The 18,358-nt window shown below is 64.9% G+C and carries 19 protein-coding genes and 1 pseudogene; 13 read left to right on the forward strand and 7 right to left on the reverse strand.

What is annotated here, in order from left to right:
• Window positions 1–298 (reverse strand): annotated as a pseudogene (locus CI41S_RS29705) (IS5/IS1182 family transposase); the annotation flags it as partial.
• Window positions 299–778: 480 nt separating this feature from the next.
• On the opposite strand from CI41S_RS29705, the gene CI41S_RS29710 reads away from it, so the two are divergent.
• From CI41S_RS29710 to CI41S_RS29725, 4 genes are all read left to right on the forward strand, one after another.
• Window positions 779–2,500: a phospholipase C gene (locus CI41S_RS29710; RefSeq protein WP_139862767.1), complete on the forward strand. Its 1,722-nt coding sequence runs from the start codon at window positions 779–781 to the stop codon at window positions 2,498–2,500.
• Window positions 2,501–2,515: 15 nt separating this feature from the next.
• Window positions 2,516–3,847, forward strand: a complete 1,332-nt coding sequence (locus tag CI41S_RS29715) for a cytochrome-c peroxidase (protein ID WP_139862768.1) — start codon at window positions 2,516–2,518, stop codon at window positions 3,845–3,847.
• Between the two features lie 65 nt (window positions 3,848–3,912).
• Window positions 3,913–4,698 carry an aldo/keto reductase gene (locus CI41S_RS29720; RefSeq protein ID WP_139484162.1) on the forward strand — a complete coding sequence of 262 codons (786 nt, stop codon included), beginning with the start codon at window positions 3,913–3,915 and terminating at the stop codon, window positions 4,696–4,698.
• A 182-nt stretch (window positions 4,699–4,880) separates the two neighbouring features.
• Window positions 4,881–5,771, forward strand: a complete 891-nt coding sequence (locus CI41S_RS29725) for a hypothetical protein (RefSeq protein ID WP_139862769.1) — start codon at window positions 4,881–4,883, stop codon at window positions 5,769–5,771.
• A 564-nt stretch (window positions 5,772–6,335) separates the two neighbouring features.
• On the opposite strand, the gene CI41S_RS29730 is transcribed toward CI41S_RS29725, so the two are convergent.
• Window positions 6,336–7,013 (reverse strand): DUF599 domain-containing protein, encoded by a 678-nt coding sequence (locus CI41S_RS29730; protein ID WP_139484164.1) that lies wholly within the window; start codon window positions 7,011–7,013, stop codon window positions 6,336–6,338.
• A 107-nt stretch (window positions 7,014–7,120) separates the two neighbouring features.
• Here CI41S_RS29730 and CI41S_RS29735 point away from each other — a divergent pair, with 107 nt between their 5' ends.
• The 5 genes from CI41S_RS29735 (at window position 7,121) to CI41S_RS29755 (ending at window position 10,350) form a co-directional block, all read left to right on the forward strand.
• The gene (locus CI41S_RS29735; protein ID WP_139862770.1) at window positions 7,121–7,777 is read left to right on the forward strand and encodes a glutathione S-transferase family protein; all 657 of its coding nucleotides are present in this window, start codon (window positions 7,121–7,123) and stop codon (window positions 7,775–7,777) included.
• 118 nt (window positions 7,778–7,895) lie between these two features.
• On the forward strand, window positions 7,896–8,264 hold the full coding sequence (locus tag CI41S_RS29740; RefSeq protein ID WP_139484166.1) for a YidB family protein: 369 nt from the start codon (window positions 7,896–7,898) through the stop codon (window positions 8,262–8,264).
• 221 nt (window positions 8,265–8,485) lie between these two features.
• Window positions 8,486–8,689 (forward strand): hypothetical protein, encoded by a 204-nt coding sequence (locus CI41S_RS29745; RefSeq protein WP_018272021.1) that lies wholly within the window; start codon window positions 8,486–8,488, stop codon window positions 8,687–8,689.
• Window positions 8,690–8,839: 150 nt separating this feature from the next.
• Window positions 8,840–9,796, forward strand: a complete 957-nt coding sequence (locus CI41S_RS29750) for a hypothetical protein (protein WP_139484167.1) — start codon at window positions 8,840–8,842, stop codon at window positions 9,794–9,796.
• A gap of 113 nt (window positions 9,797–9,909) precedes the next feature.
• Window positions 9,910–10,350 carry a DUF1489 family protein gene (locus CI41S_RS29755; RefSeq protein ID WP_139484168.1) on the forward strand — a complete coding sequence of 147 codons (441 nt, stop codon included), beginning with the start codon at window positions 9,910–9,912 and terminating at the stop codon, window positions 10,348–10,350.
• Window positions 10,351–10,361: 11 nt separating this feature from the next.
• On the opposite strand, the gene CI41S_RS29760 is transcribed toward CI41S_RS29755, so the two are convergent.
• Window positions 10,362–11,159: a hypothetical protein gene (locus tag CI41S_RS29760; protein ID WP_139862771.1), complete on the reverse strand. Its 798-nt coding sequence runs from the start codon at window positions 11,157–11,159 to the stop codon at window positions 10,362–10,364.
• 74 nt (window positions 11,160–11,233) lie between these two features.
• Window positions 11,234–12,085 (reverse strand): pantoate--beta-alanine ligase, encoded by an 852-nt coding sequence (panC, locus tag CI41S_RS29765; RefSeq protein ID WP_139862772.1) that lies wholly within the window; start codon window positions 12,083–12,085, stop codon window positions 11,234–11,236.
• Between the two features lie 301 nt (window positions 12,086–12,386).
• On the opposite strand from panC, the gene CI41S_RS29770 reads away from it, so the two are divergent.
• On the forward strand, window positions 12,387–13,310 hold the full coding sequence (locus tag CI41S_RS29770; RefSeq protein ID WP_139862773.1) for a division plane positioning ATPase MipZ: 924 nt from the start codon (window positions 12,387–12,389) through the stop codon (window positions 13,308–13,310).
• Between the two features lie 99 nt (window positions 13,311–13,409).
• Here CI41S_RS29770 and CI41S_RS29775 read toward each other — a convergent pair whose 3' ends face one another.
• A complete protein-coding gene (locus tag CI41S_RS29775) occupies window positions 13,410–13,898 on the reverse strand; it encodes a hypothetical protein (protein ID WP_139862774.1) in 489 nt (162 codons plus the stop codon).
• A gap of 184 nt (window positions 13,899–14,082) precedes the next feature.
• Window positions 14,083–14,391, reverse strand: a complete 309-nt coding sequence (locus tag CI41S_RS29780; RefSeq protein ID WP_139862775.1) for a GlsB/YeaQ/YmgE family stress response membrane protein — start codon at window positions 14,389–14,391, stop codon at window positions 14,083–14,085.
• A 708-nt stretch (window positions 14,392–15,099) separates the two neighbouring features.
• On the opposite strand from CI41S_RS29780, the gene CI41S_RS29785 reads away from it, so the two are divergent.
• Both CI41S_RS29785 and CI41S_RS29790 read left to right on the forward strand, forming a co-directional pair.
• Window positions 15,100–16,035: an alpha/beta hydrolase family protein gene (locus tag CI41S_RS29785; protein WP_139862776.1), complete on the forward strand. Its 936-nt coding sequence runs from the start codon at window positions 15,100–15,102 to the stop codon at window positions 16,033–16,035.
• Between the two features lie 100 nt (window positions 16,036–16,135).
• Window positions 16,136–16,903 carry a vWA domain-containing protein gene (locus tag CI41S_RS29790; protein ID WP_139862777.1) on the forward strand — a complete coding sequence of 256 codons (768 nt, stop codon included), beginning with the start codon at window positions 16,136–16,138 and terminating at the stop codon, window positions 16,901–16,903.
• Window positions 16,904–16,906: 3 nt separating this feature from the next.
• Here the strand turns inward: CI41S_RS29790 and CI41S_RS29795 are convergent, their stop codons facing one another.
• The gene (locus tag CI41S_RS29795) at window positions 16,907–17,314 is read right to left on the reverse strand and encodes a DUF302 domain-containing protein (RefSeq protein ID WP_139862778.1); all 408 of its coding nucleotides are present in this window, start codon (window positions 17,312–17,314) and stop codon (window positions 16,907–16,909) included.
• A 112-nt stretch (window positions 17,315–17,426) separates the two neighbouring features.
• Here CI41S_RS29795 and CI41S_RS29800 point away from each other — a divergent pair, with 112 nt between their 5' ends.
• Window positions 17,427–18,146, forward strand: a complete 720-nt coding sequence (locus CI41S_RS29800) for a DnaJ domain-containing protein (protein ID WP_139862779.1) — start codon at window positions 17,427–17,429, stop codon at window positions 18,144–18,146.
• Window positions 18,147–18,358: the final 212 nt, after the last annotated feature.

The following is an 18,358-nucleotide window of genomic DNA, read 5'->3' on the forward strand; positions in this document are numbered from 1 at the left end:
CGACACCCTGGCTCGTGGCAAACAACCACAACGCCAGTTGCAGGCGTGGGCTGACCGGCGCTTGACCCGGACCATGGGCACGCGCCCGAACGGTCCCTTCAAGCGCGCTCAGATCGAGCCTCTCGACATAGGCCCAGATCACGCGTGCCGGATGCTCAGCCGGCAGCAACGCCTCAAGATCGACCGCCCGCAGCTCAACTTGATCGCGGACAGGCTCGCGAAGCCGGGCGCTTCCCGGCCAGTCCCGCGCAACCGCCTCTGCTTCAGGTAGATCACCAAACAGTGTTTCGCGTGACATCCGTGCCTCCATCGACCTTGAAAGCAGGGAATCATCCGACTCACGCTTACGCAAACAGAAACCCGCCAAATCACATAGATTCACAGCCTCTGAGGTGCGAGCTCTTGCGAGCCTCGAAGGATGCACGGCCCGGCTGGTGGGCCGTCGACCCTTCGAGGGCCGCTGAAGAAGCGGCCACCTCAGGGTGACGGGTTGAATAGCGGTGCGACCTCTCGATGTCGTCCCGGCCGTCGCTAGGACGACATTGAATATTCAGTGCCGCTCGTGAGTCCCGCGACGCGCACTCCACCACATCGTTCGCTCGCCATCGTCGCGCATCGTGCAACCGATGCTAGAAGCTCGGCGCACCTAATCGTCTTCGCGCAACTTTTGTCGATTGCACAAGACTGACACGGACCTGTCATTCGCTGCGGCTAATGATCCGAGTGCTAATGTGTCGCAGGTCAAAGTCATAAATCTGTAAAGAACAGGGGCGCTACGGTGAAAACCAAGTTTCTCTCAACGGTCGGAATCTGTCTGGTTGCTGGCGCGGTCGCGTGCAGCACATGGGTGTTTGCCGCCCAGGATAATCAAGGCAATCAGGGTAACAGTGGCCAGGGTAACGGTCATCATCCGCACGAGCTGCACACGGCGACGCCGATCAAGCATCTCGTGGTCATCTTCAACGAGAACCGCTCGTTCGATCATTATTTTGCGACTTACCCCAATGCGGCGAACCCGTCGGGCTCGATCGCCTTCGTTGCCAGGCCGCATACGCCGAAGGTCAACAACCTCGCCAACGCCGACCTGTTGACCAATAACCCGAACCTCAATCCGGCCAACGGCACCGGCGCGACCAATCCGTTCCGCCTCGACCGCACCCAGGCCAACACCAAATCGCAGAACCATGCCTATACGCCCGAACAGCAGGCGGTCGACAACGGCAAGGAAGATCTGTTTCCGAAATTCACCGGTCGCGGCACCGCCGGCGGCGTCGGCGCCTTCGGCACCAACGGGCAGGTGATGGGCTATTTCGACGGCAACACCGTCACCGCGTTCTGGAACTACGCCCAGAACTTCGCGATGAGCGACAATCACTGGACCGACACCTTCGGTCCGTCGACGCAAGGCGCGCTCGCGGTGATCTCCGGCCAGACCAATGGCGCGCAGAACATCGTCGGTACCTCGTCCTCGATCGCCGACGGTCAGGGCGGCCTGACCCTGATCGGCGACACCGATCCCGGCTTCGACCAGTGCTCGAGCAAGACGAGCACGGTGCTGATGACCGGCAAGAACATCGGTGACCTGCTCAACGACGAGCGCATCAGCTGGGGCAGCTTCATGGGCGGCTTCGATCTCACGCTCAAGAACGCCAACGGCACCACCGGCTGCGCGCGCAGCACCTTCTCCAGCAACGTCGCCAGCACCGTCACGGACTACATCCCGCACCACGCCTGGTTCCAGTACTACACGTCGACCGCCAACCCGACCCATGCGCGGCCGAGCTCGGTGCAGGCGGTCGGCCACACCTATGCGGCTGACGGCAAGACGGTCGATCCGGCCAATCACGGCTACGATCTCGAGGATTTCTACGCCGTGGTGAAGGCCGGCAATTTGCCGGCCGTCTCCTACATCAAGATGCCGGCCTATCAGGACGGTCATCCCGGCAACTCCGATCCGCTCGACGAGCAGGCCGGCAATGTCGAGCTGATCAACTTCCTGCAGAAGCAGAAGGAGTGGGGCGAGACCGCTGTCATCATCACCTATGACGACTCCGACGGCTGGTACGACCACCAGTACCTTGCGCCGATCAGCGCCTCGTATGATCCGGCCGCCGATCAGGTCAACGGTCCCGGCCAGTGCGGCCGCGGCGTCAACAAGCAGAAGCAGCCGAACGGTCTCAACGGCCAGCCGGTCAACGGCCGCTGCGGTCCGGGCACCCGCGTGCCGTTCATCGTGATCTCGCCCTTCGCCAAGCGGAATTTCGTCAGCCACGTCAGGATCTCGCAGGCGTCGGTGGTGCGCTTCATCGAGGACAACTGGCTGCACGGCAAGCGCATTGGCGGCGGCTCGTTCGACGACGACGTCGGATCGATCAACGACCTGTTCGACTTCGATCGCGGCCACGGCCAGGATCACGAGTACCGGCAGGATACGCTGTTCCTCGATCCGACCGCCGGCACGGTCATCGTCAGCCCGCCTGACGATCACCACCATCACTAAAGTGTTGCCCGTCCGATGAACGGCCGCACTTCGTGGCTCCTTGGCGCCGGCCTGCTCTGCATGGCCGGCGCCGTCGCAGCCGTCGAGACGCAAACGCTGCCGGGGACCAACCCGAACCCGGTGCAGCTCAGGCGGGCGCCGGTCGCCCCGCTGTCCGCGATGGCGCAGCTTGGCCAAAAGATCTTCTTCGACGCTTCGCTGTCCTCGTCGGGCGCGCGCTCATGCGCGTCCTGTCACAGCCCCGACCACGCCTACGGCCCGCCCAATGACGGGCCGGTCATGCTCGGCGGGCCGGCGCTGAACCGGCAAGGCGCGCGCGCCGTGCCGGGACTGACCTATCTTGACCGCCTGCCGAGCTTCAGCATCGGCCCCGAGAAGGACGACGACGACAATGTCGTCAGCCTTGCGCAGATGGCCACGATCGGCCAGCAGGCCGCGCGCGCCAAGAAGGTCGCCACCGCGACCTCGGCGTCGGCGGTCAACATCGTGCCGCAGGGCGGGCTGTTCTGGGACGGCCGCGCCGATACGCTGCAGGACCAGGCGATCTTCCCGCTGCTCGATCCCAACGAGATGGACGGCGGCAGCATCGATGTGGTGGCGGAGAAGCTGCAGCGGGCGTCCTACGCGCAGCGCTTCGCCGAGCTGTTCGGTGCCGGCATCTTCCAGAACCGGGGGCTGCTGGTCGCGGAGGCGATGTTCGCCGTCGCGCGCTACCAAATCGAGGAGCCGAGCTTCCATCCCTACACCAGCAAGTACGACTACTGGCTGGAGGGCAAGGCGCGGCTGAGCGAGGCCGAACTGCGCGGCCTGCAATTGTTCAACGATCCGGAAAAGGCCAATTGCGGCGGCTGCCATACCTCGGCGCCGACGCGGGACAATCTGCCGCCGCTGTTCACCGACCATCAGTATGAGGCGCTCGGCGCGCCACGCAACGCCGCGCTCGAACGCAACCGCGATCGCGATTATTTCGATCTCGGGGTCTGCGGCCCGCATCGCGCCGATATCGCCGAGCAGACGCAATATTGCGGCATGTTCGCGACGCCGACCTTGCGCAACACCGCGACCCGCCACGCGTTCTTCCACAACGGCGTGTTTCACAGCCTCGAGCAGGTGCTGGATTTCTACAATTTCCGCGACACCAATCCGGAGAAGGTTTTTCCGCGCGGCGCTGACGGCAAGGTCCGGAAATACGACGACCTGCCGGAGAAGTATCACGCCAATGTCGATGTCAGCGATCCGCCGTTCGAGCGCCACCTCGGCGACATCCCCGCGATGACGTCGCAGGACGAGGCCGACATCATCGCCTTCCTGAAGACGCTGACCGACGGCTACCAGGTGGAACCCTGAGGCGGGCAGGCGAACCCACATCCGCGTGAGTTGGCAGGTGCAATTCATGCGCGCATAATGGGCGCATGAACCTCGTCGAAGGCAACGGCGCCAGAATCCCCGCGATCGGGCTCGGCACCTGGGAATTGCGCGGGCGGACCTGTGCGCGGATCGTCGAGCAGGCGCTGCGGCTCGGCTATCGCCACCTCGACACCGCCCAGATCTACGACAATGAGCGCGAGGTGGGCGAGGGGCTGCGCGCCTCCGGCGTCAAGCGCGATGACGTCTTCATCACGACCAAGGTCTGGACCACGCATTTCTGGCCGAACGATCTCGAGCGCTCGGCCAAGGAGAGCCTGGTGAAGCTGCGGCTGACCGAGGTCGACCTGCTGCTGCTGCACTGGCCCAATCCGCAGGTGCCGCTCGCCGAGACGCTGGGCGCGCTGGCCAAGGTCAAGCAGGCCGGGCTGGCGCGCCATATCGGCGTCTCCAACTTTGGCGTGGCGCTGATCGAGGAGGCGGTGGCGGCCTGTCCCGAACCGCTCGCCTGCGACCAGGTCGAGTACCATCCCTATCGCGACCAAAGCAGCGTGATCGAGGCCTGCGCCCGCCAGGAGATGGTGTTCGTCGCCTACAGCCCGATTGCCAAGGGCCGCGTCAAGAACGACCGTGCGCTGGCGCGGATCGGCGACCGCTATCGCAAGACCGCCGCCCAGGTCTGTCTGCGCTGGCTGGTGCAGCAAAATGTCTCGGCGATCCCGCGCACCTCGAAGCTCGAGCGGCTGCAGGAGAATATCAACATCTTTGATTTCGAGCTCTCCGACGAGGATATGCAGGAGATTTTCGCGATGGGTGGCGCCAGGGAGCATTGATTCGCAGCGTTGATTTCCGGCGATGACCCGCCGCCGGCCGCTCCGTCTTCGCTCCACAGCTTTCCGGATCGTGCTAATGGCCGCCTGACCGGTTTCGGGTTTGGGCCGAAACGGGATTGAGGCAGGCACGCCCCGACCGCTATTGTAGCCGGCGGGGAGACATCACGACGTGATCGAGTGGGATGAAGTTTCGGCCAAACGCGGACATGATGGCGTCGGTGCTCGTGCACCTGCTGCTGCTCGCGCTGATATTCCTCTATTCGGAAGTCCATCAGTTCGACCCGGTCGCCGCTGACACGGTGCCGGTCGAGGTGGTGACGCCGCAGGAGGTCGCCGAGATCAAGCCCGATCCGACGCCGAGCCCGTCGCCGACCCCGGAATTCCAGCTGCCGTCGCTCGACAAGCAGGCCGAGGCCGCCAAGCCGGAGCCGGCCGCGCAGCCGACTGCGCCGCAACCCCAGCAGCCCGAGCAGAAGCAGGCGACGCCGCCTCCGGCACCAAAGCCCAGCCCGACGCCGCAGCGGTCAGCCGCGGCCGAGCCGCCTCCCGCGCCGCCGCAACCCCAGATGCCGCAAGCAGCCCAGCCTCAGCAACCGCCGCCGCCGTCACCACCAGCCTACAAGCCGCCGGAGCCGGACCTCTCGGTCAAATACCATGTCATGCTCGGCCTGCCGCCCGATCTCTCGGTGCCGAAGCCATCAGCCGCGGCGCCGTCGAACAATGACGGCGGCAAGGATAGTTTCGATGCGCCGGCCACCGAGAAGGCCGATATCGGCTCCAGCGTGGTCGCCGAATTCCGCCGCCATCTGAAGAGCTGCATGAAGCTGCCGCCGCAGCTCACGACCGGCGACGACGTCAGGGTCAAGCTCAGGGTGTTCATGAAGCCGGACGGCAAGCTCGCCGCCGCGCCCCAACTGATCGAGGCCTCGGCGTCGGCCAAGGGCCCGCTGCTGCTGCAGAGTGCAACCAACGCGCTGCAGGCGTGCCAGCCCTATGCCATGCTGCCGAAGGATCGCTACGGCGAATGGAAAGTGCTCGACCTCGATTTCGCCCCGCGCGATTTCGCGTCGTAAGCAGAAGGCTCGGCTTCGCCTCTCCCCGCCTGCGGGGAGAGGCATAGGCCGCCCCTGGCGGCCGTCCTCTGAGAACGCCGAGGCGAAGCCTCGGCTATGTCGCATCGAAGATGCGATTCGGGTGAGGGGAGTCTCCGCGCCACGGACATCTGAGACTTAGACAAATTAGACAGTTGAGCTTTTCTGCGAGCGTTCCTGCCCGGAACAAAAGATAGTGCTCGCATTCGGTCAAATCCGGGCGCACATCCCGGCATCACCGAGCGGCCCGTGGCGATCATCGGTGACCGAGAGACCAATTGCGCTCCCGCCAATGCGACAGGGAGAGCATCATGATCCACCAGCCCTACCTCGAGCCCTATTCGGTCCCGGCGCGCATCTGTCTTGGCGTCGCCGTCCTCAGTGCGGCGGTCCTCGTCGCGGCGGTGAGCGCCTGCGTCTTGGCCTAAGCCCGCGTGAGGCCCCCCATCATGGCAGAACTGCTCTATCGGGCCAGTCTCGTGGCGCTCTGTCTGTCGCCTGTCGCAATCGCCGTCATTGTTTTTTTCATGTAGCTGGAGACGCCCCTCAACTGCCCATCGCCTGCCAGGCATTCGAGGCAAACTGCCGCCGCCAGATCACGATCACGACCGCGGCTGTCGTGACGAACAGCACCCAGGGGCTGATGAACCAGCCGAGATAGCCGAGCGCGAAGAAGAACGCGCGCTGGCCGCGGTTGAAGTGCTGGCCGGCGCTCTCGAACAGCCGGCTGGTGCGGATCACATGCGCCTCCGCCGCCGCCGTGTCGCGCTCGGTCGCCGGCGGCATCGCGCCGAACAGGATTGCGACATAGTTGAACAGACGGTAGGCCCAGGCGAACTTGAAGAAGGTGTAGATGAAGATCAGCACCAGCCCGAGGCACTTGATCTCCCACAGCGCCGGCGAGGGGTTGAGGCTGATCGGCAGCGTGCCGAGCACCGCGATCGCGTCGTTGGTGGCGCGCAGCAACGTCAGCGCGCCGCCGATCGCGAGCAGGCTGGTGGAGGCGAAGAACGCGGTGCCGTTCTGCAGGCTCGCCATGATCTGCATGTCGACCATCCGTGCGTCACGGTTGAGCAGGTTGCGCACCCAGATCTCGCGATAGACATGCATGCGCGCCGACAGGCTGTCGCGTCCGTAGGCGGTGTGCTCCAGCGTGATGGCATAGACCAGCCATTCCAGCGCGAAGAAGCCGACTGCGGCGATATCGACCCAATAGCCAGTCATGGTGCTGAACCTCTCACGCGTGCTGCCGCGCCGTTTCGCGCCATGTACAAATTGGACGCGTGCGGTGCACTATGGCAAGCTGCAACTCACAACAGGATTCTTTCGGCATGCTCAAGCTCGTCATCGGCAACAAGAACTATTCGTCGTGGTCGATGCGGCCCTGGCTCGCGCTGCGCGCCAACGACATCCCGTTCTCGGAGATATTCATTCCGCTCTACACCAACGACCAGGCCGACAAGGACCGCATCCTGAGCGTCAGCGCTTCGGGCAAGGTGCCGGCGCTGATCGACGGCGACGTCACGGTGTGGGATTCGCTGGCGATCATCGAATATCTCGCCGAGAAGTTTCCGGAAACCAAGCTCTGGCCGGCCGACCGCGCTGCGCGCGCCCATGCCCGCGCGATTTCGGCCGAGATGCATTCCGGCTTCGTGCCGCTGCGCATCGAGTGCGGCATGAACCTGCACCGGCCGATCCGTGCCGTGGCGCTGTCCGACGATGCCAAGGCCAATGTCGCGCGCATCCAGGAGATCTGGGCCGATTGCCACGCGCGTTACGGCAAGCAGGGGCCGTTTTTGTTCGGCGCCTTCTCCGGCGCCGATGCGATGTACGCGCCGGTGGTGCACCGCTTCCGCACCTATGCGATCCCGGTCGAGGGTGATGCACGGCACTATTACGATGCGATGCAGGCCCATCCGGCATTTCAGGAGTGGACCCGCGACGGGCTCGCCGAGACGCTGCTGATCGATAAGTTCGAGGACGCCTGAGACGGCGCGCTCATTCAGGATTGTGAACGGTGGCCGCGACAATCGCGGCTTGACGCCGTCACGGCAACGGGTCTGAATCCAGAACCAGTCCTTGCAATCAGCGCGAAAGGTTTTGAGCATGGGCATTCTGGATTCCTTGGAGAACTCGCCGGAGCTGAAGGGGATGCTTGGCCAGCTTGGCGCGGCGGTGATCCCCGCGGTGCTGGGCGAGGTGCTCGGCAATGGCGGGCAGGGCGGGCTGTCGGCGATCGTCGCCAAGCTCGAGCAGGCCGGCCTCGGCGAGCAGGTCAAATCCTGGATCGGCACCGGCCAGAACCTGCCGATCACCGCCGACCAGCTGCAGCAGGTGCTCGGCAGCGACACCGCCAAGCAGCTGGCGGCCAAGTTCGGCATCCCGATCGACCAGCTCTCCCAGGTGCTGGCCCAGCAGCTTCCCGCCGCCGTCGATCACGCGAGCCCGGACGGCAAACTGCCGCGCAGCGCCTGATTGGCGATGGAACCCGGCCCGGGCGACGCGCACCGGGCCGATTCCCGTCTGGCACGCAAATTGCTGCCTATCGCCCTGAAAAACCTGCAAAAACTGCACAATCGCCATGTTCCGATCTTGCTGGATTTTGGGCGTCGCGATGTGCTAGTTTGGCGCGGGGTTCTCAAGAAGCTGGCTTCCAGCCACCGGGACTGTGCGCTCGGCCAGCGATCTCTAAAAAAATGGAGAGGGCGTTGAAGCATAAGTACTCGATTGGCGAGACTGTCTATTTCACTGCCAGCAACGTGGCGCGCCCCGCCGCGAGCGGGACCTACCAGGTGATCCGCCTGTTGCCGACCGACGGCGATGACTGCCAGTATCGCATCAAGAGCTCGACCGAAGCTTTCGAACGGGTGGCCAAGGAGAGTCAGCTCGCGCTGTCCTGACGGACCTTTGCGCAAGCCTGCGGCTGGGGCTAATCCGCCCCGCCGCCGTGAAAAGGCCCTGTTCGCAGACATTCTGCTGAGGGTTGAGCGCCGGGGTGGCGGCGTTCGCCGTCACCGTTTGTGCTCACGCTGCGTTGAGGGACACCGCGCATGAATTGGTCTTGGGCTTCCTCGCTGGATCAGATCTGGCGCTCGCCGACCTTCCCGATGTGGCTGACGCTGGCCGCTGCAGGGTTTTTCGGAATTGTCGTTCTGGTCACGCTGTTGCGCGCGGAAAAGTCCGTCGCCAACGGCGCGCTGACCGTGATCACGCTGCTGTCGATCGCGGTCGCGGTCGCAGCCACGATCCGCGGCTTCGCGCCGGGCGGACCGGCGGCGCAGACCGAGGCGCGCAGCGGGCCGGCGACCGGTCAGACAGTGGCGGCGCTGGCCTGCGTCGACGACCTTGCCGGCGACGCCGTTCTCAATGCCTGCGAGAAGGTGCTGTTCGGCTCGGCTGATAACGCCGCGGCGGCGGTCAGCTATGCCGCCGCCCAGCTCTCGCGCCTGACCTCGTTCGGCGACCTCGCCGCGGCCGAGCGCAATGCGAATACCGAGGTGCAGGCGCTGCGCCGCGCGATCGAGCACGACCGCTACGGCCTGATGGCCTACGTGCTGATGACGCGCGACCGCTGCACGCCGACCGCGTGCCCCGCGTTCCGTTCGCTCGGCGACAACCACCAGGTCATCGCCAACATGAACGAGCGGACCTACGAAAACCTGATCACCCGCTACACCGCATCATGGAACGCGCCGCCCGCCCAGGCCGCCGCCGCGGGCCTCGTCGCGGCGCTGCCGCCGTCAATGCCGACCGGCAGGCCGACCAATGCCGAGTTTCCGAGCGCGGCCTCGACGCCGCCGGTCAGCATCATGTCGCCTGAGCCGGGCAGCAAGCCGCCGGCCGCGGCGCCGCCACCGGCCGCGCGCGCTCCGGCCCCGCCCGCGCCGGTCGCCGCCGCGAAGCGGCCACCAGCGCCGAAGCGCCCGGTCCAGATCACGCCGCAGCAGGCTGCGCCAGCACCAGCCGCGCCGGCAGCCGCCGCACCGGCCGCTGCGAGCGAGGAATAGCCGCGACGCCGGTCTGATCGCCTCGCCGCGCGATTTCGCGCACAAGTCCCGATATCCACTGTTGTGGATTGCGCTCCCTTTTCAAAGCCGGCGCCGGTCGCTAAATCCGGCGCATGCCGCTTCATCTCATCAAGCTCGCCGTCGGTTGCGACTCGGTCAAGGAACTCAAGGGCTGGGTCGCCGAACGGATGGCGACCGCGAAGAAAAAGGGCCTGCCGCTCCGTCACGTCCACGTCACCCGCATGACGCCGAAGCGCGACGAGGAGCTCCTCGCCGGCGGCTCGCTCTATTGGGTGATCCGCGGCGAGATCGCCGCGCGCGAAAAGATCATCGCGATCGAGCCGTTCCGCGACAAGGACGGCATCGGACGCTGCCGCATCGTCATGCAGCCCAAGGTGATCGCGGTCTCGCCGCGGCCGATGCGGCCGTTCCAGGGCTGGCGCTATCTGACCGCAGACTCCGCGCCGGCCGATCTCACCAAGTCGAGCGCCGCCAGCGTCGCCTCGATGCCCGAGCCGATGCGCCGCGAACTGCGCGATCTCGGATTGCTCTAGCTAGCGATCGATCACAGCGAGATGTCGGTGATGATCCGGAATCGAAGCCACTGGGACGACGGGATTCGGATCCATTGCCCCGAATTTCCCCCAAGGTCGAGCAACTGGGGATCGACACCCATGTCGCTCAGATACTTGTGATGTTTCTCGCTGAAGATGGTCCCCAGGCTCTTGCGCTGTTCCTCGGAGACGTTGGGCGCGAAGCGGTTGTAGATCCGCAGGCTGCCGTTCACGGCAACCTTGGTCTCGGGCGGCAGATTGCGATGAACGCCGCCGGCGAGGATGAAGATGCAGGCAAGATCGCACGTCGCGCGCGACGTTACGATCTTGGCTTCGAGTGACTCGCCCTTGCGCTTGAGGTCGAGACATTCTTCCCTGGATTTGCCATTGCAGGCTGCTGCTTCAGTCGGTCCTGCCGTCGTGTCGATGCCACGGTCGCGCAGAATTCGCCCAAGGCTGGCCGCGACGTTGACGTCGGCGAAACCCCAGGCGTTGATGACGAGCGGCAGCTTGCGGCGGCCCTGGCGGTCGAGGATCGCGATCAGCCGCTTGTAGGTATCCCATTGCACGCTGCCTTCGGCGGCAATCCATTCCGCGCAGGTTGGGCCGCACGCGCCCGTCGGACCGTGCGCGACATAAAAGATCATCGGGGTGGGGGGCGCGCTGGTGCCGTCTGCCGATTCCGCCTCACCCGGCGAACCGGGCCCACCACCAACCGGCGGACGTTGCGGCGACTGCGCGTGTGCCAGACCCGCCATCGCCAAGATCAGATTGCCGAGAACAATTGCTCGCTTGAAACGCCCGCTCATCGCATCAACTCCACCCCCGCGACGATTAATCACGGGCGGGTGGGACGATGCAACCGCAACCGCAGGCTTCACTTCTACACCGCGATATTGTCGATCAGGCGCGTCGAGCCGAGCCTGGCCGCCACCAGCATCCGCATCGGGCCGTCCTTGAGCGAGCCGATCGGCGCCAGCGTGGCGGCGTGGCGGACCTCGAGATAGTCGAGCACGAAACCGGCCTCGGTGATCGACGCGGCGCCGGCGGCCATCGCGGCGGCGGTACCTTCGCCGGCGCGCAGCCGCGCCGCGGTGTCCTTCATCACCCGGTGCAGCGTGGGCGCCGCCTGCCGCTGCTCGGGCGAGAGGTAAACGTTGCGCGAGGACATCGCGAGCCCATCCCGCTCGCGCACCGTCTTCGACCCGATTACCTTGACGCCGAGGTCGAGATCGGCGGCCATCTGGGTCACGACGCGGAGCTGCTGAAAGTCCTTCTCGCCGAAGATCGCAACATCGGGCCGGCATTGCGTGAACAGCTTGCCGACCACGGTGGCGACGCCGCCGAAGAAATGCGGCCGGAAGCGATCCTCCAGCCCGGCGGTGGCCGGACCTTCCGGCACGATCCGGGTCGCAAAGCCGTCCGGGTACATCGCCTTCACCTCGGGGTGCCAGATCAGGTCGACGTCCTCGGCGGCGAGCTTGGCGACGTCTTCCTTCCAGGTGCGTGGATACGAACCGAAGTCCTCGGTGGGCGCAAACTGCGTCGGGTTCACGAAGATCGAGACGATGACGCGCTTTGCGCGGCGCTTCGCCAGCCGCACCAGCGACACATGGCCGTCATGGAGGGCCCCCATGGTTGGCACAAGCGCGATGGTCGCCTTCCTGGCGCGCAAGGCGTCGACAGCGCGACGAAGGGCAGGGACGGTGCGGACGACGGTGGGGTTTCTCGGCATCGGATCTCGACTCGCGGGGCAAGGCTGGGTGGGGAGACTTGGTGAGGGACTTCTTGAGGCGCTTGGCGTTCGGCACGCCGGCGGAGTTTACCAAGACTGAAGCGCTGCCGGCAAACCGCCTTCGTCGCGACAGCAATACCCGATGTCGGAGCTGCAGGGATCGCCGCGTGATGCCGCCGATCGACGCACTGGCTTGCGCGATTCATGATTAAGCGCGACGGCGATTGATTTCGTGCTGCCGTGATGCATTTCACTTGACCGTAGCCGTGCGCGATTTGAAGATATTGCCGGGGATTGAATCATGTTAGTGCAGGCCAGTCAGGGTCGGTCCGGCTCCGCACATGTCGTCGTGCTGGGCAACGAGAAGGGTGGTTCAGGCAAGTCGACCACCGCCCTGCATATCGCTGTCGCACTGATGAAGGCCGGGCAGCGCGTCGCCAGCATCGATCTCGACTGCCGCCAGCAAAGCTTTACCCGCTACATCGACAACCGCCGGGCATGGGCGCGGCGGACCGGGCTCGATCTCGAGCTTCCGGTCCACACCTGCATCAAATACGGCGAGACGATGCAGATCGAGGAGAACGAGAGCGCCGAGTTCCAGCAATTCATGGAAGCCGTGAGCGCGGTGGAGCGCGCCTTCGATTTCATCGTCATCGATACGCCGGGCTCCGACAGCTACCTGATGCGGCTCGCGCATTCGATGGCCGACACGCTGGTGACGCCGATCAACGACAGCTTTCTCGATTTCGACGTGCTCGGCACCCTCGATCCCGCCACCTATGCGGTGACCGGCGAGAGCCACTATGCGGAGATGGTGCGCGACGTCAGGCGCAAGCGCCGCCAGCTCGACGGTTCGAGCACCGACTGGATCGTGGTCCGCAACCGCCTGTCGATGCTCGGCTCGCGCAACAAGCAGCTGGTCGCCGATGGACTGAAGCAGCTGTCGCTGCGGCTCGGGTTCCGCTCCGTCGATGGCTTTGCTGAGCGCGTGGTTTATCGCGAGTTCTTTCCGCGCGGGCTGACCGCGCTCGACGACATCGACGAATTGACGCTCGGCACCCGCCCGAGCATGGGCCACGTCACCGCGCGCGAGGAGGTGATGAACCTGCTGCGCCAGCTCAAGCTGCCGCTCGACGAGCGCGGCCGCCGCCGCGCCGCCAACCGGGCTGAATGGTTCAGCCAGGTCGACAAGCCGCTCGATGTGCACGACATCTTCGGCAGCTAGGGCAGTGCAGCCTTTGTTGCGAGCGACGTAACCGCGGGCGCGCGCCCCACAAAAAAAGGCGGCCACTCGGGCCGCCTTTCCTCGCCTTGTCAGAGGAGACTACTGGCAGGGATGTTGCGCGCCGTCCGGACCCTTGAAAGTCGTGCCGGGCGTGCAGGCAAGGTTGTTGCGCTTGGCATAGGTCTGCCAGTCGCGGCCGCCATGGCCGTAGCCATAGTAGTTGTTATAGCTGTTGTCGGCCGCCTGGAACGGGGCAGTTGCGATCGCCCCGGCGGTGGCGACGGCACCGCCCACGACAGCGCCCGCCACCTCGCCGGGCCCCGCAGGCCTGCGATACATGGGCTCCCTCGGCAGTGCCGCGTTGGCACCGCGGATCCGTTGGCTGCGGTAGCTCGCGTGACGCTGGCCTTTGGCGAGCGTTTGGGCCTGAGTGTGCTTCGCACCCTTAGCCATTGTACCCTTGACCATTGTTTCCTTGGCCATTGTTCCCTTGGCCTTTGCACCCTCGGCCATCGCCGGGCTCGCGAGCACGGAGCCGACGATGGCTGCGGTGCCGAGGACGGCAAGACTTACGGTCTTCAGTCTCATCATTGAACGCTCCCTTTTTCGTGATTTGTGAGCAAGGGCAAGCATGGAAGACCGGCGGATGTTCCTCGCCGCTTCTCAAACCGATGTGATCGGGCGTTCGAGTTTCGCGTTCAAGTTCCTTGGGCCTGAGAAAATCCGCAACAACCGTTGCAACATCGGCGCGTGCACTTGCTGAGCCAGCGCCTTAGAGTCGCCAACGTCGCCGCCACGGCAGACCCCATCGTCGTTGTGGAAATGCCCCGCTCAGCAGCCGGATGATCAGGAGGAGCACAACGGCGCCGATCATGGCGACAATGATGGTGTTGACGAAGCCACTGCCGATGTGAATGCCCAAGCGGAGGAGCAGCCAACTGCCGATGAAGGCACCGACGATGCCGACGGCAATGTCACCGATCAAACCAAAGCCTCCGCCCGCAACGATCTTTCCCGCCAACCAACCCGCGATGAGGCCAGCCAGCAGGATCACGACGAGACTTTCACCTGAAATGTACATCTTGGCCTCCTTCGGTCGAAAAGGGTCGGCCGACTGATGTGCAAAAACAAACCGCAAGAAGTCTTCGAGTTCCTGGCGCCCGCCTTTCGTCAGCGCTGCCCAATTCCGTTTGGACGCACGGCGACAAGCCGTGCCCGCGTTCCGGGACTTGCTGGCTCGGCTTCCGGTAACGGCCCGAGTTTGGGAACTCACCGTGGGAGCCACATGCGATAGCCGTCGCAGGCGCGCACCGCCAAAATGCCGAAAAACAACCCCATGCAAAGTAGCCATCCGCAGCGGCGAACTCGGGCCGGAGGGTGTTATTTCACCTCCAAGCGCGGGCTGGCTGAGCTTCGCAGGTACGAGCTACCGATCCGGGAAACACACCATTTCCCCGGAAAACGCTTGAAAGTCCGTGGTTTTGCGGTGATTTTGGCCACAGGGCGGTCGAAAAGCCGGAACAAAGCTGCCGATATCCGGTTTCCCTAGACTTCGATCCAAGGCTCGAACGGAACCTTTGGAACTGGCGTCTGATAAAGGAGAAGCACGAGCCGTCGTAGGTTGTCTTGTGCATGTGCACAAATTATAGGTGCGCCGCACAACGTTAGGGCTGCCAAGCCACAACTTTTAGACTTCCTGTCACGGCACTGTGACATATATTCTAAGAAGGAGGCCGAAGAGTCTCCGGTCAAAATCTGCCCCTGAAAAGGCGGGCGCGTCGAGGACGTCATGAAACGTGGAATTGCCGTTCTGCTTTCGCTCACCGTGGTGGTCACGGCGGCCTATTTCTCTGCGAGCAAGTGGGCCATCCGTCATGAAACCATCATGTTCAAGGATCCGACGCGCGACGACCGTCCAGTCGCGGTTGACGTTGCGGTGCGCTTCGACCGGGAGATGCAGGCCAATGCCGGCATGGTGAAGCTGCCGGTGGCGATCCTCAATCACGGCAACACCGTCAAGTTCACCGAATACTCGTTCCTCGCGAACGCGTTTGCGGCGCGCGGCTACCTCACGGTCAGCATTCAGAACGACCTGCCGTCGGACGGGCCGATGGTGACCAAGGTCGGCGAGCTCTATGTCGGCCGGCTGCCGCAGTATCAGCGCGGCATCACCAACATCAAATTCGCCATCGAGCAGATGAAGAAGCTGCACCCGAACGCGGACTACAGCAAGCTGACCATGGTCGGCCATTCCAACGGCGGCGACATCGCGATGTATTTCGCCAAGCAGTATCCCGACGAGATCAAGAAGGTCGTGACGCTTGACAATCTGCGCGTGCCGTTCCTCACCGACGGCAAGTTCAAGATCCTCTCGTTCCGTTCGCATGACTCGCAGTTCAAGCCCGACCCCGGCGTCGTGCCGGACGCGGATGAGTGCGAGAAGGCCGGCATCACGGTCGTGAACACCAACTTCCAGCACAACGACATGCGCGACACCGGTCCGGATGCCGCGAAGAACTCGATCCAGGCGATGCTCGATAAATTCCTGGCCGACAACGACAGCGCCGTCGCGCCGGTCGACACCCGGAGCGCGCCGCCGAAGATCCTGGAGCCGGGACCGGTCTCGATGTACGTGCCGGTCGAAAAGCAGAGCCTGGCCGACAAGTTCAGGAAGGCCCTAACCCTGACCAGGACCGAGAAGAAGGATCCGTCGGTCGCCAATTGATAGCCGGCGGCCCGGCGCGAGATCCGGGCGGGCAGGCGCCTCACATTGACGTGGCAGACGTCGCCGCCCACATCATGCTGGCTGCAAGAGGCAAGCGTTGATGGCCGGCGAGCCCACCAAACCACCATCTGGACAGGACACACGTCCGGCGACTTCGCCTGACGCGCGCAAGTCCGGTTCCGTGCCCGATGCCCGGACATCGACCTCGGACGACATTGCGGCGTTCGTGGCGCAGGCGCGGGCGATGTCGCCGCATCGTGCCGGCGCGCCCGGCCGCCTGGTGTTCGCGCTCGACGCCACCATGAGCCGGCAACCGACCTGGGACATGGCGTGCGCGCTGCAGGCCGACATGTTCCGCGAGACGGCGGCGCTCGGCAGCCTCGATATCCGCCTGGTCTACTACCGCGGCTTCAATGAATGCCGCGCCACGGGCTGGATCTCCGACAGTGCGCAGCTGGCGCGGCTGATGAGCAAGATCGATTGCCGCGGCGGCGATACCCAGATCGGCCGGGTGCTGGCGGAGACGCGGCGCGAAGCGGTTGCCTCCGGGGTGCGCGCGCTGGTGTTCGTCGGCGATGCGATGGAGGAGCGGATCGACGCGCTCTGTGCGACGGCGGGTGAGCTCGGCCTGCTCAAGGTGCCCGCCTTCATGTTCCAGGAAGGCGAGGATGCCACGGCGGAGAAGGCGTTTCGCGAGATCGCGCGGCTGACCGGCGGCGCCTGGTGCCGGTTCGATCCGGGCGCGGCGGCCCAGCTCCGCGAGCTGCTGCGCGCCGCCGCGGCCTACGCCGCCGGCGGCCGCGATGCGCTGCTGCAGCTGGCCAAGACCACGAGCGGTGCGGCGAGGCTGATCGGCCAGATGAAATGAGCGTCACCCCGTGGCCGACGTCACCGCCTTGGCGATCGCGCCCAGCGCCGCCGTGAGGTTGGCGGACACCGTCCTGGTCTGCTCCGCAACGCCGTGCCGCTCCGCAAGCCACGCCGGATCGTTGTAGGACAGCCAGGTGTCGCCGGCGGCGTCCTGCCAGACCAGCGCCTTCAGCGGCAGGTCGATGCCAACCGTCTGCGCCGCCTGCATCAGCGGCGTACCGCCTTTGGCATGGCCGAAGATCAGCACGGCGGTGGGGCGGAGCGCGAGGCCGACATCTGCCGCGCCCGCCGCGTGATCGATCGCTGCGAACAGGGTCAGCCCGCGTGCCTGCAGTTCGGCCTTGAGCCGTTCCACGGTTTGCTCGGGTCCAAAATTGCTGCGAAAACTGACCAGTCCATCAACCGCCATCATGCTGCTCCGGCTGCAATCCAGGAAGATCGCCGAAGCGGCCGCGCTGCAACGTCCCGGGTGAGGCGAAGCTTCGCATGCTTTTTGTCGGCGGGCCGCCTATATTCCGCGCATGCCTACTTTGATCGCCGGCATTATCGCCGTTGTCGTGCTCTATTCCGCGCTGCAGATGTTTCGCGCGGCCAATCCAGCTGTGCTTGCGCGCGCGATCAAGATCGGGGGCGGCGTGCTGGCGCTCGCGGTGGCGGCGTTCACCGGCGTCAGGGGCGAACTGGCGGTCGCGATTCCGCTCGGCATCTTCGGCGCCGGACTGCTCGGCTGGTCGCCGTTCGGCAACACCGGGTTTCCCGGTTTCGGCGGCAGGTTCGGCGGCGGCCAGACCGCGGGGCAAAGCTCGCGGGTGCGATCGCAATATCTCGACATGACGCTCGACCATAACAGCGGCGTGCTGAAGGGCCGGATCGTCGAGGGGCCGCATGCCGGCCGCATGCTCGACGAGTTCGAGCTGTCGGAGCTGCTGGCGATGGTGCCGAGCTTCGACGCCGAGAGCGTCGCGCTACTTGAAAGCTATCTGGACCGCCGGTTTCCCGCCTGGCGTCAGGACGCTCAGGGCCACCGGGCAGGGGGGCACGGCCGCACGGCGGCGACCGGCAAAATGACCGAGGAGGAGGCCTACCAGATCCTTGGCCTGCAGCCGGGCGCGACGCGCGACGACATCAGCCGGGCCCACCGCACCCTGATGAAGAAACTGCATCCCGACCAGGGGGGCTCGACGTATCTCGCTGCCCGTGTCAACGAGGCCAAGGATACTCTGCTTCGCACGCATCTCTAACTCCGGCAACGCAACTGACGCCACAAGCCGAGTGCTGCTTCCGTCGATCTGATTGATGCCCCGTGCCGCTTTGCGCGACCGTTCCTTCTTTGGTGAAAACTTAACCGTAAATTCTTGACGAGAAGTTTTCGCGAGAATTTTCCCGAGCCGCCGGCGCGATCAGCCGTCTCGACTGTGCGCCAAAAGCAACAAGGCCGGCGCTTGCGGCGCCG

It is taken from the genome of Bradyrhizobium ivorense, assembly GCF_900696085.1.
Lineage (GTDB): Bacteria > Pseudomonadota > Alphaproteobacteria > Rhizobiales > Xanthobacteraceae > Bradyrhizobium > Bradyrhizobium ivorense.